This window comes from Amycolatopsis australiensis, assembly GCF_900119165.1.
GTDB classification, from domain to species: domain Bacteria; phylum Actinomycetota; class Actinomycetes; order Mycobacteriales; family Pseudonocardiaceae; genus Amycolatopsis; species Amycolatopsis australiensis.
In genome coordinates, this window is record NZ_FPJG01000006.1 from 5,645,877 (window position 1) to 5,663,692 (window position 17,816).

The window sequence follows — 17,816 nt, forward strand, 5'->3', positions numbered from 1 at the left end:
TCTCACATGCCGGCGCGTTCGAAGGCCAGGGTCGGCAGGTCCACGGCGTGGGCGCCGCCGTCGGCGACCAGGACCGCGCCGGTGACGTACGACGACTCCGCCGAGCCCAGGAACCGGACGATCGCCGCGATCTCCTCCGGCTCGGCCGGGCGGCGCAGCGGGACCTCGGCCGTGACGCGGCGGTAGCCCTCGTCGTGGCCGCCGGTGAAGCCCGCCGCCGCCGCGAACTGGTCCATCTCCGCGTCCGCCATCGGCGTGCGGACCCAGCCGGGGCACACCGCGTTCGCCCGTACGCCCTTCGGCCCGAAGTCGCGGGCGATCGAGCGGGTCAGGCCGATCAGCGCGTGCTTGGCGACGGTGTAGCCGGCGACGTTCGGCCCGGCGAACAGCCCGGCCAGCGACGACACGACGACGACCTGCCCGCCGGTCTCGACCAGCGACGGCAGCGCGGCCCGGCAGAACACGAACGCGCTCGACAGGTTCGAGCGCAGCGCGAGTTCCCACTCCTCGTCCCCGGTGTCGACGACCGACGACAGGCCGTGGCCGCCGGCGTTGGCGACGACGACGTCGAGCCGCCCGTACCGGCCGACGATCTCGGCGATGGCGTGCTCGGCGTCGTCGCGGACGCTGGCGTCGCAGGCGATGACGTGCGCGCCCGTCTCGGCCGCGACCTTCTCGAGGGGCTCGCGCCGCCGGCCGAGCACGACCACGCGCGCGCCTTCGCTCGCGTAGCGCCGGGCGACCGCGGCGCCGATGCCGGTGCCGCCGCCGGTGATGGCGACAACGGTGTCTGACATGTCCACTGTGGATCCTTTCCTAGGCGGGGAACGCCGAGCGGGCCGACATCCCGAAGTCGGCCAGCAGGGCTTGGCCGTTGACCGGCCGGGAGGCGGGCGAGGCGAGGAAGAGCACCTGCCGCGCGACGTCGTGGGGTGCCTGCACGGGGAAGGCGGGATCGTCGAGAACGGCCCCGAGGTCGCCGCGCGCCATCGGCGTGTCGACCACCGACGGGCAGACACAGTTGAACCGGACGCCGGGGACCTCAACGGCCAGCGCCCGGGTCATCGCGACGACAGCGCCCTTCGAGGCGCAATAGGGCACCATGCCGGGCGCGGCGACGAAGGCGGAGTCGCTGCCGAGCAGGACCACCGAGCCACCGTCGCCGAGCCACGGCAGGGCGTGCTTGGCCAGCAGGAACTGCCCGGTGACGTTGACGGCGAGCACGGCGGACACGTCGGCGGCGGTGGTCCCGGCGAGCGGCGTGCCGACGGGCCCGGAGATCCCGGCGCACCCGACCACGACGTCGAGCCCACCGAGACGACGGGCGATGCCGTCGACCGCGGCGGCGAAGGCAAGCTCGTCGGTGACGTCCGCACGGACGATCGCCGCGTCCGTGCCGTCGCGGTCGATCACCCCGACCCGCGCGCCTTCGGCTTCGAACGCGCGCACGCACGCCCGGCCGATTCCCGACGCCCCGCCGGTCACCAGCACCGCCTTCCCGGCCAGTCCCGTCTCCATGCGCCCATCCTCACCGCGACCGCCGCCGCGGTGGTTGGCGCCGAGCGCACCCTTGTTGTCCGCCGCCGCACGGGCGGTTCCGCAGTGGCGCGATGCGCGCGAGACTGCCCCGGGTGAGCACGCCGCACCCCCTCGACCCGCTGACCGCCGCCGAGCTCTCCGCCGGGCGCGACCTCCTCGCCGACGCCGGGCTCGTCACCGGCACGATCCGGTTTCCGCAGGTCGTGCCGCTCGAACCGGCCAAGGCCGACGTCCGGGCCGGCACCGCGCACCGGCGGATCCGCTACACCCTGCTCGACACCGCCACCGGCGCGTCCGGCGAAGCCGTCGTCGACCTCACCAAGCAGGAGCTGATCACCTGGGACGGCTGGCGCACCGAAGCCGGCCAGCCGTCCTACCTGTTCGAGGAGTACGAACTCGCCGAACAGCTCACCAAGGCCGCCCCCGGCTGGCAGGCCGCCATGGCCCGGCGCGGCCTCGGCGACCGCGTCGGCCACGCCTTCTGCGCGCCGCTCGCGCCCGGGTACTTCGGCCGCGAGGACGAGACCGGCCGCGTGATGCGCTCCCTGACCTTCCTCCGCGAGGACGTCGGCGACAGCCCGTGGGCCCACCCGGTCGAGGGCCTGGTCGTGCACCTGGACCTGACCGGGCGGCGCGTCCTGCGCGTCGAGGACGAGGGCGACGTCCCGGTGCCGGAAGAGCACGGCCGCTACACCGGGATCGCGGCGCGGACCACGCAGCGGCCGATCGAGATCACCCAGCCGCACGGGCCGAGCTTCACCGTCGACGGCTCCGAGGTGACGTGGGAGGGCTGGCGCCTGCGCGTCGGCTTCAACTCCCGCGAAGGACTGACCCTGCACCAGGTGAGCTTCCAGGACCGGCCGGTCCTGTACCGGGCGGCCATCCCGGAGATGGTCGTCCCGTACGGCGACGTCGCGCCCGGCCGGTTCTGGATCAGCTACTTCGACGCCGGCGAGTACCAGTTCGGCAAGAACGGCAACGACCTGCGGCTCGGCTGCGACTGCGTCGGCGAGATCCGGTACTTCCCGGCGTGGGTCGCCGACGACCGCGGCGAGCCGGTCGAGATCCCGCGGGCGATCTGCCTGCACGAGGAGGACGACGGCATCCTCTGGAAGCACACCGACCTGGCCGGCGCGCCCGAGGTCCGCCGCTCGCGGCGGCTGGTCGTCTCCTCGATCTCCACCATCGGCAACTACGACTACGGCCACTACTGGTACTTCCACCTCGACGGCTCGATCGAGTTCGAGGCGAAGGCCACCGGCGTCGTCTTCTGCGGCGCCGGGACGCCGGGCCTGGACCAGCCGCACGCCACCGAGCTCGCGCCCGGCCTCTTCGCCCCGGTGCACCAGCACCTGTTCTGCGCGCGGCTCGACGTCGAGGTCGACGGCGAGCGCACCAGCCTGCACGAGGTCGACGTCGTGGGCGTGCCGACCGGGCCGGACAACCCCCACGGCAACGCGTTCACCTGGCGCAGCACCCCGCTGCGGACCGAACGCGAGGCGCAGCGGCTCGCCGACCCGGCCCGCGCCCGGGTGTGGGAAGTCCGCAGCGCCGAGCGCGTCAACCGGCTCGGCAAGCCGACCGCCTACCAGCTCGTCCCGCGCCCGTCGGCGACGCTGATGGCCCAGCCGGAGGCGTCCGTCCACGCGCGAGCCACCTTCGCGACGAAACACCTGTGGGCGACGCCGTACCACGAGGACGAGCGCTACCCGGCCGGCGAGCGCCCCAACGCCCACCCGGGCGGCGCGGGCCTGCCCGCCTGGACGGCCGCCGACCGCGACCTCGCCGGCACCGAGCTCGTGCTGTGGCACGTGTTCGGCCCCACCCACGTGCCCCGGCCTGAGGACTGGCCCGTGATGCCGGTCGACAAGTCCGGGTTCCTGTTCCGGCCGTACGGCTTCTGCGACCGCAACCCGGCGCTCGACGTGCCCGCCCGCGACCACTGCGACCACTGAGGAAACCGATGACGCTCTCCGACACTTCGACGTGGCTCCCGCTCGACGGGCTGGCCCCCGGCTTCGACGCGAACAAGGCTCCCGCGGTCGGCGACCTCCACGGCCGGTCCTTCGTCCTGCACGACGACGGCGCCGGTCCCGACCGGTCCACCGGCGCCGACATCGCGGCCGGCGAGACGTTCCGCGTCGACGACGACCTCTACTACGTCCAGGTGCCCCCACCGGCGGACTCGCGGGAGGCCGTGTCGCTGTTCCTGGACCTGCGCGACGGCCGGGCGCTGGTCGTCACCACCACGATCGGCGACCACGGGACACCGCGCGTCACCCAGCGGTTCCGGCCCGCGACGATCGGAGGTCTCGCGGTCCGCGGCGAGCCGATGGCGCCGAGCACCGCGCTGATCGGCCGCCGCGTGCTGTGGGTGTACAGCCCCGAGCACGCCTACGAGCACGTCTACCTCAGCCCGCACTGGTACACCTGGCAGTGCCTGGCCGGGCCCGAGCGCGGGCTCGCCGACACCGACGAGAACACCGTCTACCGGATCCGGCCCGGGATCCACGTCTTCGCCTGGCGGGAAAAGGTGATCCCGTGCGCGTCGGTGACGGTCGCCGACCACCGCGACGCCCGCAGCCTGCGGTCCCACGGTGTCCTCTTCGGACTCGACGCCACCGGCGAACGGACGGTGCACTTCACCTTCGGCGCGCACGGCAGGCTGCTCGGCACGACCGTCCACCCGGACGGCTTCGACCCGGCGGAGCACTGACGTGGCGGCCGACCTCGTCCTCACCAACGCGGTGGTGTACACAGTGGACTCCGCGCGGCCGTGGGCGTCCTCGCTCGCCGTCGCCGACGGCAAGATCGCCGCGCTCGAAGACGTCGAGCGCGGCCCCAAGACGGAGGTGCTCGACCTCGGCGGCGCGTTCGTGATGCCGGGGCTGGTCGACGTGCACAACCACCACGCCATGGCCGGCCGGGCCGAGCTGTTCGAGCTCACCTTCGGCGCGGACGCGGGCCTCGGCGACATCCTCGATCTGGTCCGGGCGCGGGCCGCGTCGCTGGGTCCGGACGAGTGGCTCACCGGCGGTGCCTGGGCGTCCACTTTGGTCTCGACGCTCTCGGAATCCGCCGCGCGGCGCGCGCTCGACGACGCCGCCGGCGGCCGCCCGGTTTCGCTGTCCGACGACAGCCGCCACAACCGCTGGGTGAGCAGCCGGGCCCTGGAGCTGGCCGGGATCACGGCGGCCACGCCGGACCCGCCGGGCGGGGTCATCGTCCGGGACGGCGCCGAGCCGAGCGGGCTGCTGCTGGAGGCCGCCGGGGTGGCGGTCGAGCGGGTGACCGGCACGCTGACCGCGGACCAGCACCGGCGCGCGTCGCAGCGGGCGATCGAGATCCTGCACGGCTTCGGCGTCACGGCGTTCCAGGACGCCGGGGTGTCGACCGACATCCTCGGCGCGCTGAAGTCGCTGGACGAGGCCGGCGAACTGGCCGCGTGGGTCGTGTCGTCGCTGCTGGTCAACGACCCGATCTTCGGGTTCGACCCGGTCGGGGCGCCGCTGCTGGCGGTCGCCCAGGACTACCGCACCGAGCACCACCGGCCGGACTTCGTGAAGATCTTCCTCGACGGCGTCCCGCCGACCCGCACAGCGGCGTTCCTCGAACCGTACCTGCCCGACGACGTCCACGGCGCCTGCTTCCACGGCTCGACGACGATGGCACCGGACGAGCTGACGGACTGGCTGCTCAGGGCGGCTTCGGCGGGGCTCTCGGCGAAGGTGCACTGCACCGGCGACGCTTCGGTCCGCCAGTTCCTCGACGCGGTGGCGAAGGTGCGGGCCGCGGGCTTCACGCAAGCCCGCTTCCAGGTGGCGCACGGGCAGTTCGTGCACCCGGACGACCTGCCGCGGTTCGCCGGGCTGGGGGTCGCCGCGGACATCTCGCCGTTCCTGTGGGTGCCGGGCGTCATCCCGTCGGCGATCGCGGAGGTGCTCCCGGCGTCGCGCGCTTCGCGGATGCAGCCGAACCGGACGTTGCTGGACACGGGGGCGCTGGTCGCGGGCGGGTCGGACTGGCCGGTCAGCGAGTCACCGAACGCGTGGGAGGGCATCGCGGGTCTGGTGACGCGCGAAGACCCGCACGGCCGCCGCCCGGGAGCGCTGTGGCCGGAGCAGGCGATCACCCTCGCGGAGGCGATCGAGGTGTTCACCCTGGGCGGGGCGCGCGCATGCGGGCTCGACGACGTGACGGGGGCGTTGACGCCCGGCCGGTCGGCCGACTTCGTGGTGCTGGACCGCGACCCCTTCCGGACGCAGGACGTGGCGGGCACGCGGGTCGTGGAGACGTGGTTCGCGGGACGCCGAGTTTTCCAGCGCTGACCCGGCGCGGGCCCGGCCGAGGCGCAGGCTCGCATGCCCCACGCCGGCCCAGCGGGCGCGGGGCATGCCGCCGGAACACTGGCCGAGCCCCGGCCCTGGCCCGCGTGGGCCAGCGCCGCCCCAGCGAGCACGCGGGGTCGCACCGCAACGCCCGCCGAACCCCCGCCTCCCCCGGCCCGCGTCGGCCAGCGCCGCCCCAGCGCGGTCCGCACGCGCACTTTCTCCTACACTGGTAGAGAAACCAGTGCGGGAGGTGCCGGGTGCCCAAGATCATCGACCACGACCAGCGGCGCAGGGACATCGTCGACGTCACCTGGGACCTCATCGTGCGGGGCGGGATCGAGGCCGCCACCATGCGGGAGATCGCCGCCGCCGCCGGGTTCGCCAACGGTGCCCTCAAGCTGTACTTCCCCAGCAAGGAAGACATCATCGCGGCCACCTACGAGCGGGCTCTCGACATGATGCGCCAGTACGTCGACCTCGACGGCCTGCGCGGGCTCGCCGCCCTGCGGGAGATCTGCGTGTCGTCCATGCCGATCGACGAAGAGCGCATCGTCGCCGGGCGGGTGCTGCTCATCTTCTGGCAGATGTCGCTGGCCAACCGGCGCATGCACGACAAGTACCTCGAGCACGTCCGCGAATGGCGCGGCCTGCTGCACCGCTTCCTCGCCGAGGGCCGCGAGGACGGCGACATCGTCACCGCGACGCCGGACGAGCAGATCGTCGACGAAATCGTCCTGCTCAACGCCGGCGCCAACGTCATGAGCCTGGTGGCGGGTGAGTTCTCCACGGTCGAGCTCCAGCACCGGCACCTGGAGTCCCTCCTGGACCGGCTCACCCGCCCCTGACCTCAGGCGAAGATCCCCCGCAGGTACGCCGCCACCTCGGCGTGCGACCGGGCGGACGCGGGCAGGTCCGTGTACAGGCCGTAGAACCCGTGGATCTGGCCCGCGTACCGGTGCAGGTCCACCGCCACGCCGGCGTCGGACAGCTGCCGGGCGAAGGCCTCGCCTTCGTCACGCAGGACGTCGTACTCCGCCGTCAGCACCAACGCCGGCGGCAAGCCCGCGAGGTCGCTGGCCCGTGACGGCAGCACGTACGGTTCGGCCAGCAGCGCGGGATCCGGGACGTACTGGGCGAAGAAGAACCGCATCGCGTCGGCCGTCATCCCGTAGCCGGTCGCGAAGTCCGCATAGGACGCGTGACCGTCGTCGGGATGGCCGAACACCGGGCAGATCAGCACTTGCGCCGCGATCGGCGGCCCGCCGCGGTCGCGTGCCAGCAAAGAGACCACTGTGGACAGGTTGCCGCCCGCGCTCTCTCCGCCGACGGCGACCCGCGAAGGCATGACGGCCTGACCGGCGCCGCCACCGGCCAGCCATTCGAGCACCGCGTAACAGTCCGCGGGCGCGGCCGGGTAGGGGTGTTCGGGCGCGAGCCGGTACTCGACGGCCGCGACCGCCACCGACGCCGCCGCGCACACCGCGCGGGACGCGACCTCGTTCTCGTCGATCGAGCCGAGCGTCCAGCCGCCCCCGTGGATCCACAGGAACACCGGCACCGGGCCCGGCGCGTCGGGCAGGTACAGCCGGACGCGCAGGTCGCCGCCGGGGCCGGGAACGAGGTGGTCGGTCACCGAGGCGACCGGCGCCGCCGGGCCGGGCTCCGGGCGGGAAGCCGCGAAGGCCGCACGCAGCTCCACCGCCGTCGGCGGCCGGGCCGGCGCCGGGGCCGAAGCGGCCTGGTCGAGGAGGGCCCGCACCGCGGGGTCGAGACCCACGGTCACACCGCTTCCGCGACGAGGACGCGCGGCGAGCCCGGCAGCGTCAGCCGGTCCACCTGCCGCCAGCCGGCGCCGGACAGCCAGTCCCGCACCTCGGCCTCCGGGTACACCACCGTGCCGTCGATGACCAGGTACTCCCCCGCGTGCAGCGCGTCCAGCGCGCGCGGCGCGGCGTCTTCGTCCAGGAAGAAGTCGAGCAGCAGCAGCCGTGCCCCCGGCGCCGCCGCGGCCCGCGCGTGCCGCAGGATCGCCCGGTTCTCGCCGGCGGAGAACCGGTGCACCACGTGGTTCACCAGCACCAGGTCGAACCGGCCTTCGGGCTCCGCGTCCGGTGTCGGCGCCCCGACGACCGTGGTGCGGTTCGCGAACTCCGCGACCGCGGCGGTCACCGGTTCGACCGACCTCGGGTCGTAGACGAACGTCGCGTGCAGGCCTTCGTTGGCCCGCAGGGCCTGCAACGCGAATTCCGCGGACAGCCCGCCGAGGTCCAGGAGGTTTTCGTAGCCGCCGAAGTCGAAGACGCGGGCCAATTGCTCGGCGTGTAGGGCGTTATACACCATGACGCCGCCGAGGAACGTGGTCCAGCGGTCGCCGTCGAGGTCGAGTTCGCCGGGTTTGCCGGTGTCGGCGGTGCCGGCGAACTGGAGCCAGTGGGGGTAGCTGATGGTTTCGAGGAAGATCAGGAAAGGCTTGAGGTCCAGACCTTCTCCGCCGAGGTACGCGGCGGTGTCGGGGGTGAGCGCGTATCGACCGTCCACGCGGGACAGGAGGCCGAGCGCGGCGAGCGTGTCCCCGAGGATCCGGACGATGTTCCCGGGCTTGCCGAGACGCTCGGCCAGCTCGCCCGCGCCGAGCGGGCCGGCCGCCAGCGCGGGGAACAGGCCGATCCGGTTGGCGGCGAAGAGCTGCTGGGCGGCCATGTAGCCGACGGCGGTCTCCACGATCCGGGTGGGCGTGGCAGGGGTGGGCGTCACGTCGTCCTCCTTCTGTTCGACGCGGACACTCTACATGTGTAGATAAAAGAGTCCAGTGCCGATTTCCCACGCGCAGCAACGGAAAACCGTCGTGTTTCAACTTCCTACATTCGTAGAATAAAAGCATTGACACGCCTCCCGGCCAGTGTCAACATGCGTAGAACTACCCCTGCCGGTGCCCGGCAGTCCGGCCCGCCCGTCGCGGCGGGCGCGAGGAAGGGGAATCCATGACGCTGCTCGAAATCCGGGACCTGACCGTCGGCGTGGTCACTGACGACGCGGAGCGGGAACTCGTGCGGGAGCTGTCCCTCGATCTCGGGCAAGGCACGACGCTCTGCGTGGTCGGCGAGTCCGGCAGCGGCAAGACCGTCACCGCCCTGTCGATCATCCGCCTGCTCGAGTTCGTCGCCCCGGTCCGCACCCACGGCACGATCGCCGTCGACGGCGTGGACGTGACCCGGCTGCCCGCCGAAGCGATGCGCGCCTACCGCGGCACCCGGATCGGCATGATCTTCCAGGAGGCCCTCGACTCCCTGAACCCCGGCCGCCGGGTCGGCGGGCAGCTGGTCGAGGCCTACCGCGAAGCCGGATCCCTCCCCGGCCAGGCGGCCCGGCGCGGCAGCCCGCTGCGCCGGCGGGCCGAGGCCAAGGCGCGCCGGCTGCTGGCCGAGGTCGGGCTCACCGACACCGACCGCGTGCTGCGGCTGTACCCGCACCAGATGTCCGGTGGCATGCAGCAGCGGGTGATGATCGCGCTCGCCCTGATGGCCGACCCCGACCTGCTCATCGCCGACGAGCCGACGACCGCGCTCGACGTCACCACGCAGGCGGAGATCCTCACGCTCTTCGACCGCGTCCGCCGCGACCACGGCACGGCGTGCGTGTTCATCACCCACGACATGGGTGTCGCCGCGCAGGTCGCCGACCGGATCGCGGTGATGTACCGCGGCCGCCTGGTCGAGGCCGGCTCCCGCGACGAGGTCCTCACCCGCCCGAAGCACCCGTACACGCGGGCACTGCTCGGGTGCGTGCCGCAGCTCGGGGTCAGCCGCCGGGACGGCTTCCCGACCATCTCCCCCGCCCGGCTCGAAGCCGCGATGGCCGGCGAAGCCACCGAAGCCGTCGAAACCCGGACGCTGAAGCCGCGCCCGCGGACGAACGGCACGGGCGTCCCGGTCACCGTCACGTCGGTGTCCAAAGTGTACGGCCGAAAAGGACGGCGGGTGCAGGCGGTCCGCGACGTGTCCCTCGAGATCGCGCCGGGCGAGTTCTTCGGGCTGGTCGGCGAGTCCGGCTCGGGCAAGTCGACGCTCGGCAGGCTGGTGACCGCGCTCGAGCCGCCGACGTCCGGCACGGTCGTGTTCGGCCCGCACGGCATCACGCCCGCCGGGCTGACCGGCGGCGAACGCGCGTTCCGCCGGCGCGTCCAGCTGATCTTCCAGGACCCGCAGAGCTCACTGGACCCCCGCCACACCGCCGCCCGGATCATCGCCGAGCCGTTGAAGGAGCTGACCCCGCTGCGCGGCGCCGAGCTGGACCGGCGCGTGGCCGACCTGATCGACGAGGTGGGCCTGCCGGCCGGCACCGCGGGAAAACTGCCCTCGCAGCTTTCGGGCGGGCAACGCCAGCGCGTCTCCATCGCCCGGGCCATCGCCGCCGGGCCCGAGCTGATCGTCGCCGACGAGCCGACCTCCGCCCTGGACGTCTCGGTGCAGGGCCAGGTGATGAACCTCCTGCTCGACCTGCGCCGCACCCGCACGCTCAGCCTGCTGTTCATCACCCACAACCTCAGCCTCGTGCTGTCGGTCGCCGACCGCGTCGGCGTGATGTACCGCGGCGAGCTGATCGAGACCGGGACACCCGACGAAATCCGGCTCGCGCCGAAGCACGACTACACCCGGCGCCTGCTGGCCGCCAATCCCGACCTGCCCGCCCTCCCCCACACAGGATCGACGCGCCCATGACCAGAACTCCCCTGCTCGCCGCCCTCGCCGCCGCGGCCACGCTGCTCGCCGGCTGCATGGGCGGTGCCGCCCCCGGTGCCGGTGCCGCCGCCGGACCGCCGGTCCGCGGCGGCAACCTCACCGTCGCCGTCCCCACCGATCCGCAGTCGCTCGACATGGTCGCCAACCCCGGCCAGGTGACGGCCCAGATCGGCAACATGATGTACGAGAAGCTCTTCGAGGTCGACCAGCACTTCGTCGCCCGCCCGATGCTGGTCGACACCTACACGACCAGCCCCGACCGGCTCACCTACACCTTCAAGCTCCGCCAGGGCGTCACCTTCCAGGACGGCAACCCGCTGACGGCGAACGACGTCGTCGCGAGCCTGCAGCGCTGGCAGAAGAAGCACCGGACCGGGCAGCTCGTCACCCCGGACATCGACGCCATCACCGCGCCGGACCCGGCGACCGTCGGCATCAAGCTCAAGCGGCCGCGTTACCCGCTGATCGACGAGCTGGCCGGCGCGGGCACCGAGATCTACGAGGCGAAGAACCTCGTGGACCTGCCCGCGACCGGGTTCGGCCAGGACAAGGCGATCGGCACCGGGCCGTACAAGCTGAAGAGCTGGGACATCGGCCAGCAGCTGGTGCTGGAGCGCTACGACGGCTACAAGTCGCGGTCCGAAGAGGACTGGGGCGGTCAGGCCGGCGCCAAGCACGCCTACCTCGACACGGTCACCTACAAGATCGTCGGCGACCAGGACGCGCTCATCAACGGCCTGCAGACCGGCCAGTGGGACCACGCGATGCCGGCCAACGACCAGTACGAGACGCTCAAGGCCAACCCGAACCTCGTGGTGCACAACCTGCCCGGCGGCAACGAGAACGTCGTCATCCCCAACTTCAACCCCGGCTCGAAGTTCGCCGACCCGCGGGCCCGCCAGGCGCTGAACCTGCTGCTGGACAAGCCGGCCATCAACGCCGCGACCGGGGGCAGCAAGGACCTCACGATCGAGACCGGCGCGTTCGCCTCACCGGACAACAAGGCGTCCTACTCGACCGCCGGTGAGGACGTCTACCGGCAGCACGACCCGGCGCGCGCCCAGCAGCTGCTCGCCGAAGCGGGCATCACGGCCGGGTCGACGATCCACATCGTCACCACCAACTCCTACCCCGAGTTCGGCAAGTGGGCGGTGCTCATCCAGGACGAGCTGGGCAAGATCGGCCTGCGCGCCAAGATCGACACGTTCGACTTCGCCACCATGCTCGGCACGCTGACCAAGGACCCGGGGGGCTGGGACATCACGACGCTGTTCTTCGACTCGTCGCTGACCTCGCCCGCCCAGATGCCCGCGCTCACCCTCGGCACGCTCAACGGCTCCTCCTCGCCCGAGCTGGACGGGCTGATGGCCGAGTTCAACGCCTCGACCACGCCCGGGCAGGCCAAGGCCGTCATCGACAAGCTCCAGGCCTTCACGTGGAAGCAGCTGTCGGTGATCACGCTCAGCCAGTCCAAGCTCTACGCGGCCTACACCCCGCGGCTGAAGGGCTACGGCGACTTCTACCGCGTCTTCTGGAACTCCTGGCTGGCCGCATGACCGGGATGCTGCTGCGCCGGCTGCGCGACCTGGTCATCATCCTCGTCATCGTCGGCACCATGATGTTCTTCGTCATCCGGCTGATCCCCGGCGACCCGGCCCAGGCCCTGCTCGGCCCGACCGCGCGCCCGGCCGACGTCGCCGCGCTGCGCTCCAGCATGGGCCTCGACGGCTCGCTGTGGCAGCAGTACCTGACCTGGGCCGGGCACGTGCTGCGCGGCGACTTCGGGACGTCGATCACCTACCACCAGCCGGTGCTGAGCGTCGTCGCGAGCCACATCGTGCCGACGCTGACGCTGGCCGTGCTGTCCACCGTGATCAGCTTCTTCCTGTCGGTCGCGATCACGGCGTGGCAGGCGGTGTCGCCGCGCAACCCGGTGGCCAGGGCACTCGACCGGCTGTCCTCGCTGGGCATGGCGATGCCGGACTTCTGGATCTCGCTGGTGCTGGTCCTGGTCTTCTCGGTGACGCTGCGGTGGTTCCCCTCCAGCGGCTACCACGACCTGCTGACCGACCCGGTGGCCGCGGTGCCCGCCCTGGTGCTGCCGGTGACCGTGCTGGTCATCGGGCAGACCGCGCTGTTCGTGCTCACCCTCCGCGAGAGCGTGCTCGGCGAGCTGCCGCTGGCCTACCTGCGCACCGCGCGGGTCAAGGGCCTGCCCGAACGGCGGGTGATGCTCAAGCACGTCCTGCCGAACGCGCTGATGCCGCTCGTGACGCAGCTCGGCAGCAACTTCGCCATGCTGGTCGGCGGGATCGTGATCATCGAGTCGATCTTCGTGGTGCCGGGGCTGGGCCACCTGCTCATGGGCGCGGTGTCGACCCGTGACTTCCCGCTGATCCAGGGCGTGACGTTGTTCGTCGCGGTGCTGTTCGTCGTGGTCAACCTGCTGGTCGACCTGTCGTACGCGCTGCTGGACCCGAAGGTGCGTGTCGCATGAGCCTCGCCGTCGCCGATTCGCCCGCGGTCACCGCCGCGCCCCCGCCGCGGCGGGCGGCCCGGCTGTTCCGCCGCAACCGGACCCTGGTGATCGCCTCGGTGCTGCTGGGGCTGATCGTGCTCGCCGTGGTCGTGCTGCCGTTCTTCCTGCCGAGCGTCAGCGCGACCGACCCGGTGCACCGGCTGCTCCCGCCGTCGGCCGCGCACCCGCTCGGCACGGACTCGTTCGGCCGCGACGTGCTCGCCCGGCTGGTGTCCGGCGGCCGGGCGTCGCTTGGCCTCTCGGCGCTGATCACGGTCTGCGCGGCGTTCTCCGGCATGGTGATCGGCCTGGTCAGCGGCTTCTACCGGGCCGCCGACGCGGTGCTGATGCGCCTGATGGACGCGTGGATGTCGTTCCCGGCGATCATCCTCGCGATGGCGCTGGCCATCTCCCTCGGCGCCAGCATCTGGACCGAGCTGATCGCGCTGACCGTGCTCTTCACGCCGTTCACCGCGCGGGTCATCCGCAGCCGGGTGCTCGGCGTCGCCGGACGGCAGTACATCGGCGCGGCGCGCGTGTCCGGGATGAGCCGCGGGAAGATCCTGGTGGTGCACGTGTTCCCGAACGTGCTGCCGCTGGCGCTGGTGCAGGTCGTCATCCTGGCCGCGGCCGCGATGCTCGTCGACGGCGCGCTGAGCTTCCTCGGCCTCGGCATCGCCCCGCCCACCCCGACCTGGGGCAACATGATCGCCGAGGGCCGCTCGTACCTCGTCGTCGCGCCGTGGCTGGTGGTCGTGCCGGGCGTGACGATCATGCTCTGCGTGTTCCTGCTCAACCTCGTCGGCTCCGCGCTGCGGATCGCCGTCGACGCCCGCGCCCGCACGCTCGGCGAGCTGCAGCGCCTGCGCCGTTCCTCCTGAGAAAGGACCTCCTTGACGCTCCCGGCCTCCCTCGCCGTCCGCCGGTTCGCACCCTCCGGCCCGCCCGCCGGGCCGCCGGTGCTGCTGCTGCACGGCTTCGCCTCCGACGGGCACACCGACTGGGTCAGCACCGGCTGGCCGGGGGCGCTCACCGCCGCCGGCCGCCCGGTGCTGGTGCCCGATCTGCCCGGGCACGGCTCCAGCCCGGTGCTCGCCGGCACCACGCCGAAAGCCGTCACCGGCGAGCTGGCCCTCGCGGTCGGCGAGGTGTCCGAAGTGGACGTCGTCGGCTACTCGCTGGGCGCCCGGCTGGCGTGGGAGCTGCCCGCGCTGCTGCCGGTCCGGCGGCTGGTGCTGGGCGGGCTCAGCCCGCACGAGCCGTTCGGCGCGGTGGACGTCGAGGCCGCGCTGGCCTTCGCGGGCGGCGGCAAGCTCCCGGCCGACCCGCTGACGGCGGCGATCGCCCGGATGATCACCGCGCCCGGCCGCGATCCGGCCGCCCTCGCCCAGTGCATCGAGGGCCTGCGGCGGGAACCGTTCGTCCCGCGCGCGGGCACGGTCGCCGTGTCGACGCGGTTCGTGGCGGGCCGGGACGACCCGGTGAGCGCCGGGATCGAGACCCTGGTGCCGCTGGTCCCGGGCAGCGACCTCGTCCTGGTCCCCGGCGACCACGGCGGCGCACTGCGCGGCGCCTCCTTCCGCACCGCCGCCCTGGCTTTCCTCGGCGCGGGTCGTGAGTGAGAAACAGGGTCAAAACCCTGTTTCTCACTCACGACGGGGTCACCAGGAGCCGTCGGGGTCGACGTCGCGGTCCAGCCAGAGGTGGTCGAGCGCGGCGCGGATCTCGGGGCCGTGGTGCCGGGCCAGCTCCAGTGCGCCGAGGTTGTCGGCCAGCTGCGCGGGGCGGCTCACGCCGAACAGGACGTTCACCACCGGCTCGTACGCCAGGCAGAACGCCAGGGCCAGCTGGGCCGGCGTGGCCCCGAAGCCGGCCGCGACGCGGGCGACCTCCGCGGCAGCGTCCACTATGGACGAGCGGATGCCGCCGACGTCCGCGCCGATCTTGCGGGCCGGGGCCGGGTTGCCCAGCAGGACGCCGCCTTCGAAGACGTCGGAGGCCTGCAAGGCCAGCCGTCCGCTCGCGAAGTGTGTCCCGTAGGGTGCGCCTTCGGCCATCGAACGGCGGGCGATCGAGTACTTCAGCTGCGCGAACTCCGGGCCCGGCAGGTCCTCCCGGTCGGCGAATTCCAGCGCGAGGCCGAGGTCGGCGGCGAGCCAGTTGTTCACGCCCCAGCCGCCGATCCGCCCGGCGTCGATCTGCGCGGCGACATCGGTGACGACCTGCCGGACGTCCGGGCGCTGCCGGTAGTCGCCCACGACGACGAGGTCCGCGTGGCCGGTGCCGATCCGGCCCAGCGACGTCTCGAGCTGCTCGGCGAACCCGCGGCGCGGGTAGTCCCAGAGCCAGAGTTTCCCGCAGAGCACGTAGTCCTCGCGCGCGATCCCGGCCGCCCGCACCGCTTCCCCGAAGATGACGTCGGTGCGCGAGTTCTCCGCGTGCGGGCCGAAGTCGTAGTGGGCGACGTCGAACAGCGTGACCCCGGCGCCGACCGCCGTCTTCAGCAGCCGGACGGCGTCGTCGAAGGCCATCCGGTCCCAGGTGTTCCACGAGCCGAGGCCGAAGGCCGATTTTCCGAGCACGGGTTTTCCTTTCGCCGCAGCATATCTTTCATCTACGATTGTAGAATGAAAACACGGATCGTGGTGGTGACCGGCGGGGCGAGCGGAATCGGCCGGGGCGTCGCCGAGGCATTGGTCGCGGCGGGCGACCGGGTGGTCGTGGCCGACGTGGACGCGCGGGCCGCGCACGACGCCGGCCGCGAACTCGGGGCCGCGCACGTCGAAGCCGACATCGCGGACCCGGCTTCGGTCGACGCCGCGCTCGAACTCGTCACGAGCCGGTTCGGGCCGGTCGACGTGCTGGTCAACAACGCCGGGCTCGCCGGGGGCGGCGGCCCGCTGACCGAACTCGGCCTCGACGTGTTCGACCGCTGCGTGCGGGTCAACCTCCGGGGGACGTTCCTGATGACCCGGGCCGTGGGCGCGCACATGGCCGCGGCGGGCACGCGAGGCGCCATCGTCAACGTGTCGTCGATCGGCGCCCGGCAGCCGACGCCCGGGCTCGGGCACTACGAAGCGACGAAGGCGGCGGTCGACGCGCTGACCCGCTCGGCCGCCATAGAGCTGGCACCGCACGGGATCCGGGTCAACGCCGTCGCGCCCGGACCGGTGCTCACCCCGATGACCGCGGGCTTCGCGGCCGACCCGGCGGCCCGGGCGGCGTGGGAGGCCAGGATCCCGCTGGGCCGGATCGCCACCGTCGGCGACGTCGTGCCGGCGGTGGTCTTCCTGGCCTCGCCGGCCGCCGGGCACATCACCGGCGTGAGCCTGGCGGTGGACGGCGGCCAGCTGCTCACCTGACTATCCCTTGTGGACGATCCGGCCGCCGGTCACGGTCAGCTCGACCGCGACCGACGGCAGGTCGGCGAGGGCGACGCCGAGCGGATCGTCCGCCAGGACGCAGAAGTCGGCGGCCATGCCCGGCGCCAAGGAACCCTTCCAGGTCGCGGAGCCGTCCTGCGCGGCGGCTTCGGTCGTGTAGCAGCGAAGCAGCCGCGCGGTCAGCTCGGGCGTGACACCGCGGGCGCCGAGCAGCTCCCCGGCGGCGGCGAGGTGGATCCGCCAGTCGGGCGTGACGACCGGCGCGTCGCTGCTCAACGTCAGCCGCACGCCGGCGTCGAGGATCTGCCGCAGCGGCCACGCTTTCGCGGCGACTTCGTCACCGAGCGCCGTGGCGACCATCGGCCGCATCGCCGTCGCGATCGCGGGCTGGGTGGTGAGGCCGACCCCGCGGCCGGCCATCCGCCGCAGCTGCGCCGGCGTGACGAGGTCGCCGTGCACGAGGTGGTCGCCTTCCCGCAGGTGGCCGAGCGCGGCTTCGATGCTGCGCTCGCCCGTGGCGTGCACGCCGACCACCAGGCCGGCTTCGTGGGCCAGCGTGATCATCGCCGCCAGGTTGACCGCGCGGGTGTCGTCGTCGGGGCCGTCGACGAGCAGGGCGCCGTGGCTGCCGTCGGCGTAGCAGTGGTGCGTCCAGGCCGTGCGCATCGGCGGGATCCCGTCGGCGAAGATCTTGACGCCCGTGACCGCCAGCCACTCCGGATCGGCCGCCGGCACGGGTGTCGCGAGGCCGCTCGCGAAGTCCGGCAGCGCGCTGGGGCCGTCGAGGAGGCCGAACAGCCGCAGGACCGTCACCCGAGCGCGCAGCAGGCCTTCCCGGTGGAGAGCCGCGTACTCGTCGACGACTTCCGCGGCGAAGCAACCGGTTTCGCCGGGGCCGAGCCCGGGCTCGGTGTAGCTGGTGATACCGAGCGACGCGCAGACGTCCCCGGCGCGCAGGATCGCCGACCGGCGGTCGCCGGCCGTCACCACCGGGGTTTCTTCGTGCGGTGCGCCGAGCAGCGGGTGCGGCCAGCGCGCGCCGAGCCAGGTCGCGTGCAGGTGCGCGTCGTTGATGCCGGGCAGCACCGTGCGCCCGGCCAGGTCGAGCACCTCGGTGTCCGGTCCGATGTGGCCGGCGACCGCGCCCGCCGCGACGACGCGGCCGTCCCGCACGGCGAGCCCGTCGGCGACCGTGTCCTCGGCGTCGAAGGTGCGGACCGTGCCGCCGTGGACCACCAGGTCCGCCGGGCGGATCCGTTGTGCCGTCATGGTTTCCTCCCGGCCCTGGACTTTTTCTTCCACGACT

Annotated in this window: 16 protein-coding genes; 10 read left to right on the forward strand and 6 right to left on the reverse strand. The window is 72.9% G+C overall.

From position 1 onward, the window contains the following. Nucleotides 1-2 precede the first annotated feature (2 nt). Together BT341_RS27695 and BT341_RS27700 are read right to left on the reverse strand one after the other, a co-directional pair. Nucleotides 3-797 (reverse strand): SDR family NAD(P)-dependent oxidoreductase, encoded by a 795-nt coding sequence (locus tag BT341_RS27695; protein ID WP_072482212.1) that lies wholly within the window; start codon nucleotides 795-797, stop codon nucleotides 3-5. A gap of 19 nt (nucleotides 798-816) precedes the next feature. Continuing rightward, nucleotides 817-1,518 carry an SDR family NAD(P)-dependent oxidoreductase gene (locus BT341_RS27700; protein WP_072479065.1) on the reverse strand — a complete coding sequence of 234 codons (702 nt, stop codon included), beginning with the start codon at nucleotides 1,516-1,518 and terminating at the stop codon, nucleotides 817-819. A 113-nt stretch (nucleotides 1,519-1,631) separates the two neighbouring features. On the opposite strand from BT341_RS27700, the gene BT341_RS27705 reads away from it, so the two are divergent. The 4 genes from BT341_RS27705 (at nucleotide 1,632) to BT341_RS27720 (ending at nucleotide 6,715) form a co-directional block, all read left to right on the forward strand. Continuing rightward, a complete protein-coding gene (locus BT341_RS27705; RefSeq protein WP_072479066.1) occupies nucleotides 1,632-3,494 on the forward strand; it encodes a primary-amine oxidase in 1,863 nt (620 codons plus the stop codon). A gap of 8 nt (nucleotides 3,495-3,502) precedes the next feature. Continuing rightward, on the forward strand, nucleotides 3,503-4,255 hold the full coding sequence (locus BT341_RS27710; protein WP_072479067.1) for a MoaF C-terminal domain-containing protein: 753 nt from the start codon (nucleotides 3,503-3,505) through the stop codon (nucleotides 4,253-4,255). A gap of 1 nt (nucleotide 4,256) precedes the next feature. Then, the gene (locus BT341_RS27715) at nucleotides 4,257-5,867 is read left to right on the forward strand and encodes an amidohydrolase (protein WP_072479068.1); all 1,611 of its coding nucleotides are present in this window, start codon (nucleotides 4,257-4,259) and stop codon (nucleotides 5,865-5,867) included. 260 nt (nucleotides 5,868-6,127) lie between these two features. Next, nucleotides 6,128-6,715 carry a TetR/AcrR family transcriptional regulator gene (locus BT341_RS27720; RefSeq protein WP_072479069.1) on the forward strand — a complete coding sequence of 196 codons (588 nt, stop codon included), beginning with the start codon at nucleotides 6,128-6,130 and terminating at the stop codon, nucleotides 6,713-6,715. 2 nt (nucleotides 6,716-6,717) lie between these two features. Here the strand turns inward: BT341_RS27720 and BT341_RS27725 are convergent, their stop codons facing one another. Next, nucleotides 6,718-7,653, reverse strand: coding sequence for an alpha/beta hydrolase (locus tag BT341_RS27725; RefSeq protein WP_084743010.1), 936 nt, complete (start codon nucleotides 7,651-7,653; stop codon nucleotides 6,718-6,720). Further along, nucleotides 7,650-8,624, reverse strand: coding sequence for a methyltransferase domain-containing protein (locus BT341_RS27730; RefSeq protein WP_072479070.1), 975 nt, complete (start codon nucleotides 8,622-8,624; stop codon nucleotides 7,650-7,652). Before BT341_RS27730 ends, BT341_RS27725 begins: the two co-directional genes overlap by 4 nt. A 227-nt stretch (nucleotides 8,625-8,851) precedes the next feature. Here BT341_RS27730 and BT341_RS27735 point away from each other — a divergent pair, with 227 nt between their 5' ends. Genes BT341_RS27735 through BT341_RS27755 form a run of 5 tightly spaced genes read left to right on the forward strand, consistent with a single transcriptional unit; the run spans nucleotide 8,852 to nucleotide 14,749 of the window. After that, nucleotides 8,852-10,588 carry a dipeptide ABC transporter ATP-binding protein gene (locus BT341_RS27735; RefSeq protein WP_072479071.1) on the forward strand — a complete coding sequence of 579 codons (1,737 nt, stop codon included), beginning with the start codon at nucleotides 8,852-8,854 and terminating at the stop codon, nucleotides 10,586-10,588. Next, the gene (locus BT341_RS27740; RefSeq protein WP_072479072.1) at nucleotides 10,585-12,165 is read left to right on the forward strand and encodes an ABC transporter substrate-binding protein; all 1,581 of its coding nucleotides are present in this window, start codon (nucleotides 10,585-10,587) and stop codon (nucleotides 12,163-12,165) included. Before BT341_RS27735 ends, BT341_RS27740 begins: the two co-directional genes overlap by 4 nt. Further along, entirely contained in the window at nucleotides 12,162-13,106 is a 945-nt protein-coding gene (locus BT341_RS27745; RefSeq protein WP_072479073.1) for an ABC transporter permease, read from the forward strand. Before BT341_RS27740 ends, BT341_RS27745 begins: the two co-directional genes overlap by 4 nt. After that, nucleotides 13,103-14,008 carry an ABC transporter permease gene (locus tag BT341_RS27750; protein ID WP_072479074.1) on the forward strand — a complete coding sequence of 302 codons (906 nt, stop codon included), beginning with the start codon at nucleotides 13,103-13,105 and terminating at the stop codon, nucleotides 14,006-14,008. The genes BT341_RS27745 and BT341_RS27750 overlap by 4 nt, the downstream gene beginning before the upstream one ends. A 12-nt stretch (nucleotides 14,009-14,020) precedes the next feature. Next, nucleotides 14,021-14,749 (forward strand): alpha/beta fold hydrolase, encoded by a 729-nt coding sequence (locus tag BT341_RS27755; RefSeq protein ID WP_425426401.1) that lies wholly within the window; start codon nucleotides 14,021-14,023, stop codon nucleotides 14,747-14,749. A 39-nt stretch (nucleotides 14,750-14,788) separates the two neighbouring features. Here BT341_RS27755 and BT341_RS27760 read toward each other — a convergent pair whose 3' ends face one another. After that, complete coding sequence (locus tag BT341_RS27760) at nucleotides 14,789-15,709, reverse strand: aldo/keto reductase (RefSeq protein ID WP_281256009.1); 921 nt, start codon at nucleotides 15,707-15,709, stop codon at nucleotides 14,789-14,791. Between the two features lie 45 nt (nucleotides 15,710-15,754). Here BT341_RS27760 and BT341_RS27765 point away from each other — a divergent pair, with 45 nt between their 5' ends. Then, on the forward strand, nucleotides 15,755-16,489 hold the full coding sequence (locus BT341_RS27765) for an SDR family NAD(P)-dependent oxidoreductase (protein ID WP_072482216.1): 735 nt from the start codon (nucleotides 15,755-15,757) through the stop codon (nucleotides 16,487-16,489). Here the strand turns inward: BT341_RS27765 and BT341_RS27770 are convergent, their stop codons facing one another. After that, the gene (locus tag BT341_RS27770; protein ID WP_245805121.1) at nucleotides 16,490-17,812 is read right to left on the reverse strand and encodes an amidohydrolase; all 1,323 of its coding nucleotides are present in this window, start codon (nucleotides 17,810-17,812) and stop codon (nucleotides 16,490-16,492) included. Between the last annotated feature and the right edge of the window lie 4 nt (nucleotides 17,813-17,816).

Bases quoted from the DNA above. Each gene is read 5' to 3' on its own strand.
- BT341_RS27740 (WP_072479072.1), top strand. From the start codon at position 10,585: ATGACCAGAACTCCCCTGCTCGCCGCCCTCGCCGCCGCGGCCACGCTG.
- BT341_RS27735 (WP_072479071.1), top strand. From the start codon at position 8,852: ATGACGCTGCTCGAAATCCGGGACCTGACCGTCGGCGTGGTCACTGAC.
- BT341_RS27695 (WP_072482212.1), bottom strand. From the start codon at position 797: ATGTCAGACACCGTTGTCGCCATCACCGGCGGCGGCACCGGCATCGGC.
- BT341_RS27750 (WP_072479074.1), top strand. From the start codon at position 13,103: ATGAGCCTCGCCGTCGCCGATTCGCCCGCGGTCACCGCCGCGCCCCCG.
- BT341_RS27700 (WP_072479065.1), bottom strand. From the start codon at position 1,518: ATGGAGACGGGACTGGCCGGGAAGGCGGTGCTGGTGACCGGCGGGGCG.
- BT341_RS27765 (WP_072482216.1), top strand. From the start codon at position 15,755: ATGAAAACACGGATCGTGGTGGTGACCGGCGGGGCGAGCGGAATCGGC.
- BT341_RS27745 (WP_072479073.1), top strand. From the start codon at position 12,162: ATGACCGGGATGCTGCTGCGCCGGCTGCGCGACCTGGTCATCATCCTC.
- BT341_RS27710 (WP_072479067.1), top strand. From the start codon at position 3,503: ATGACGCTCTCCGACACTTCGACGTGGCTCCCGCTCGACGGGCTGGCC.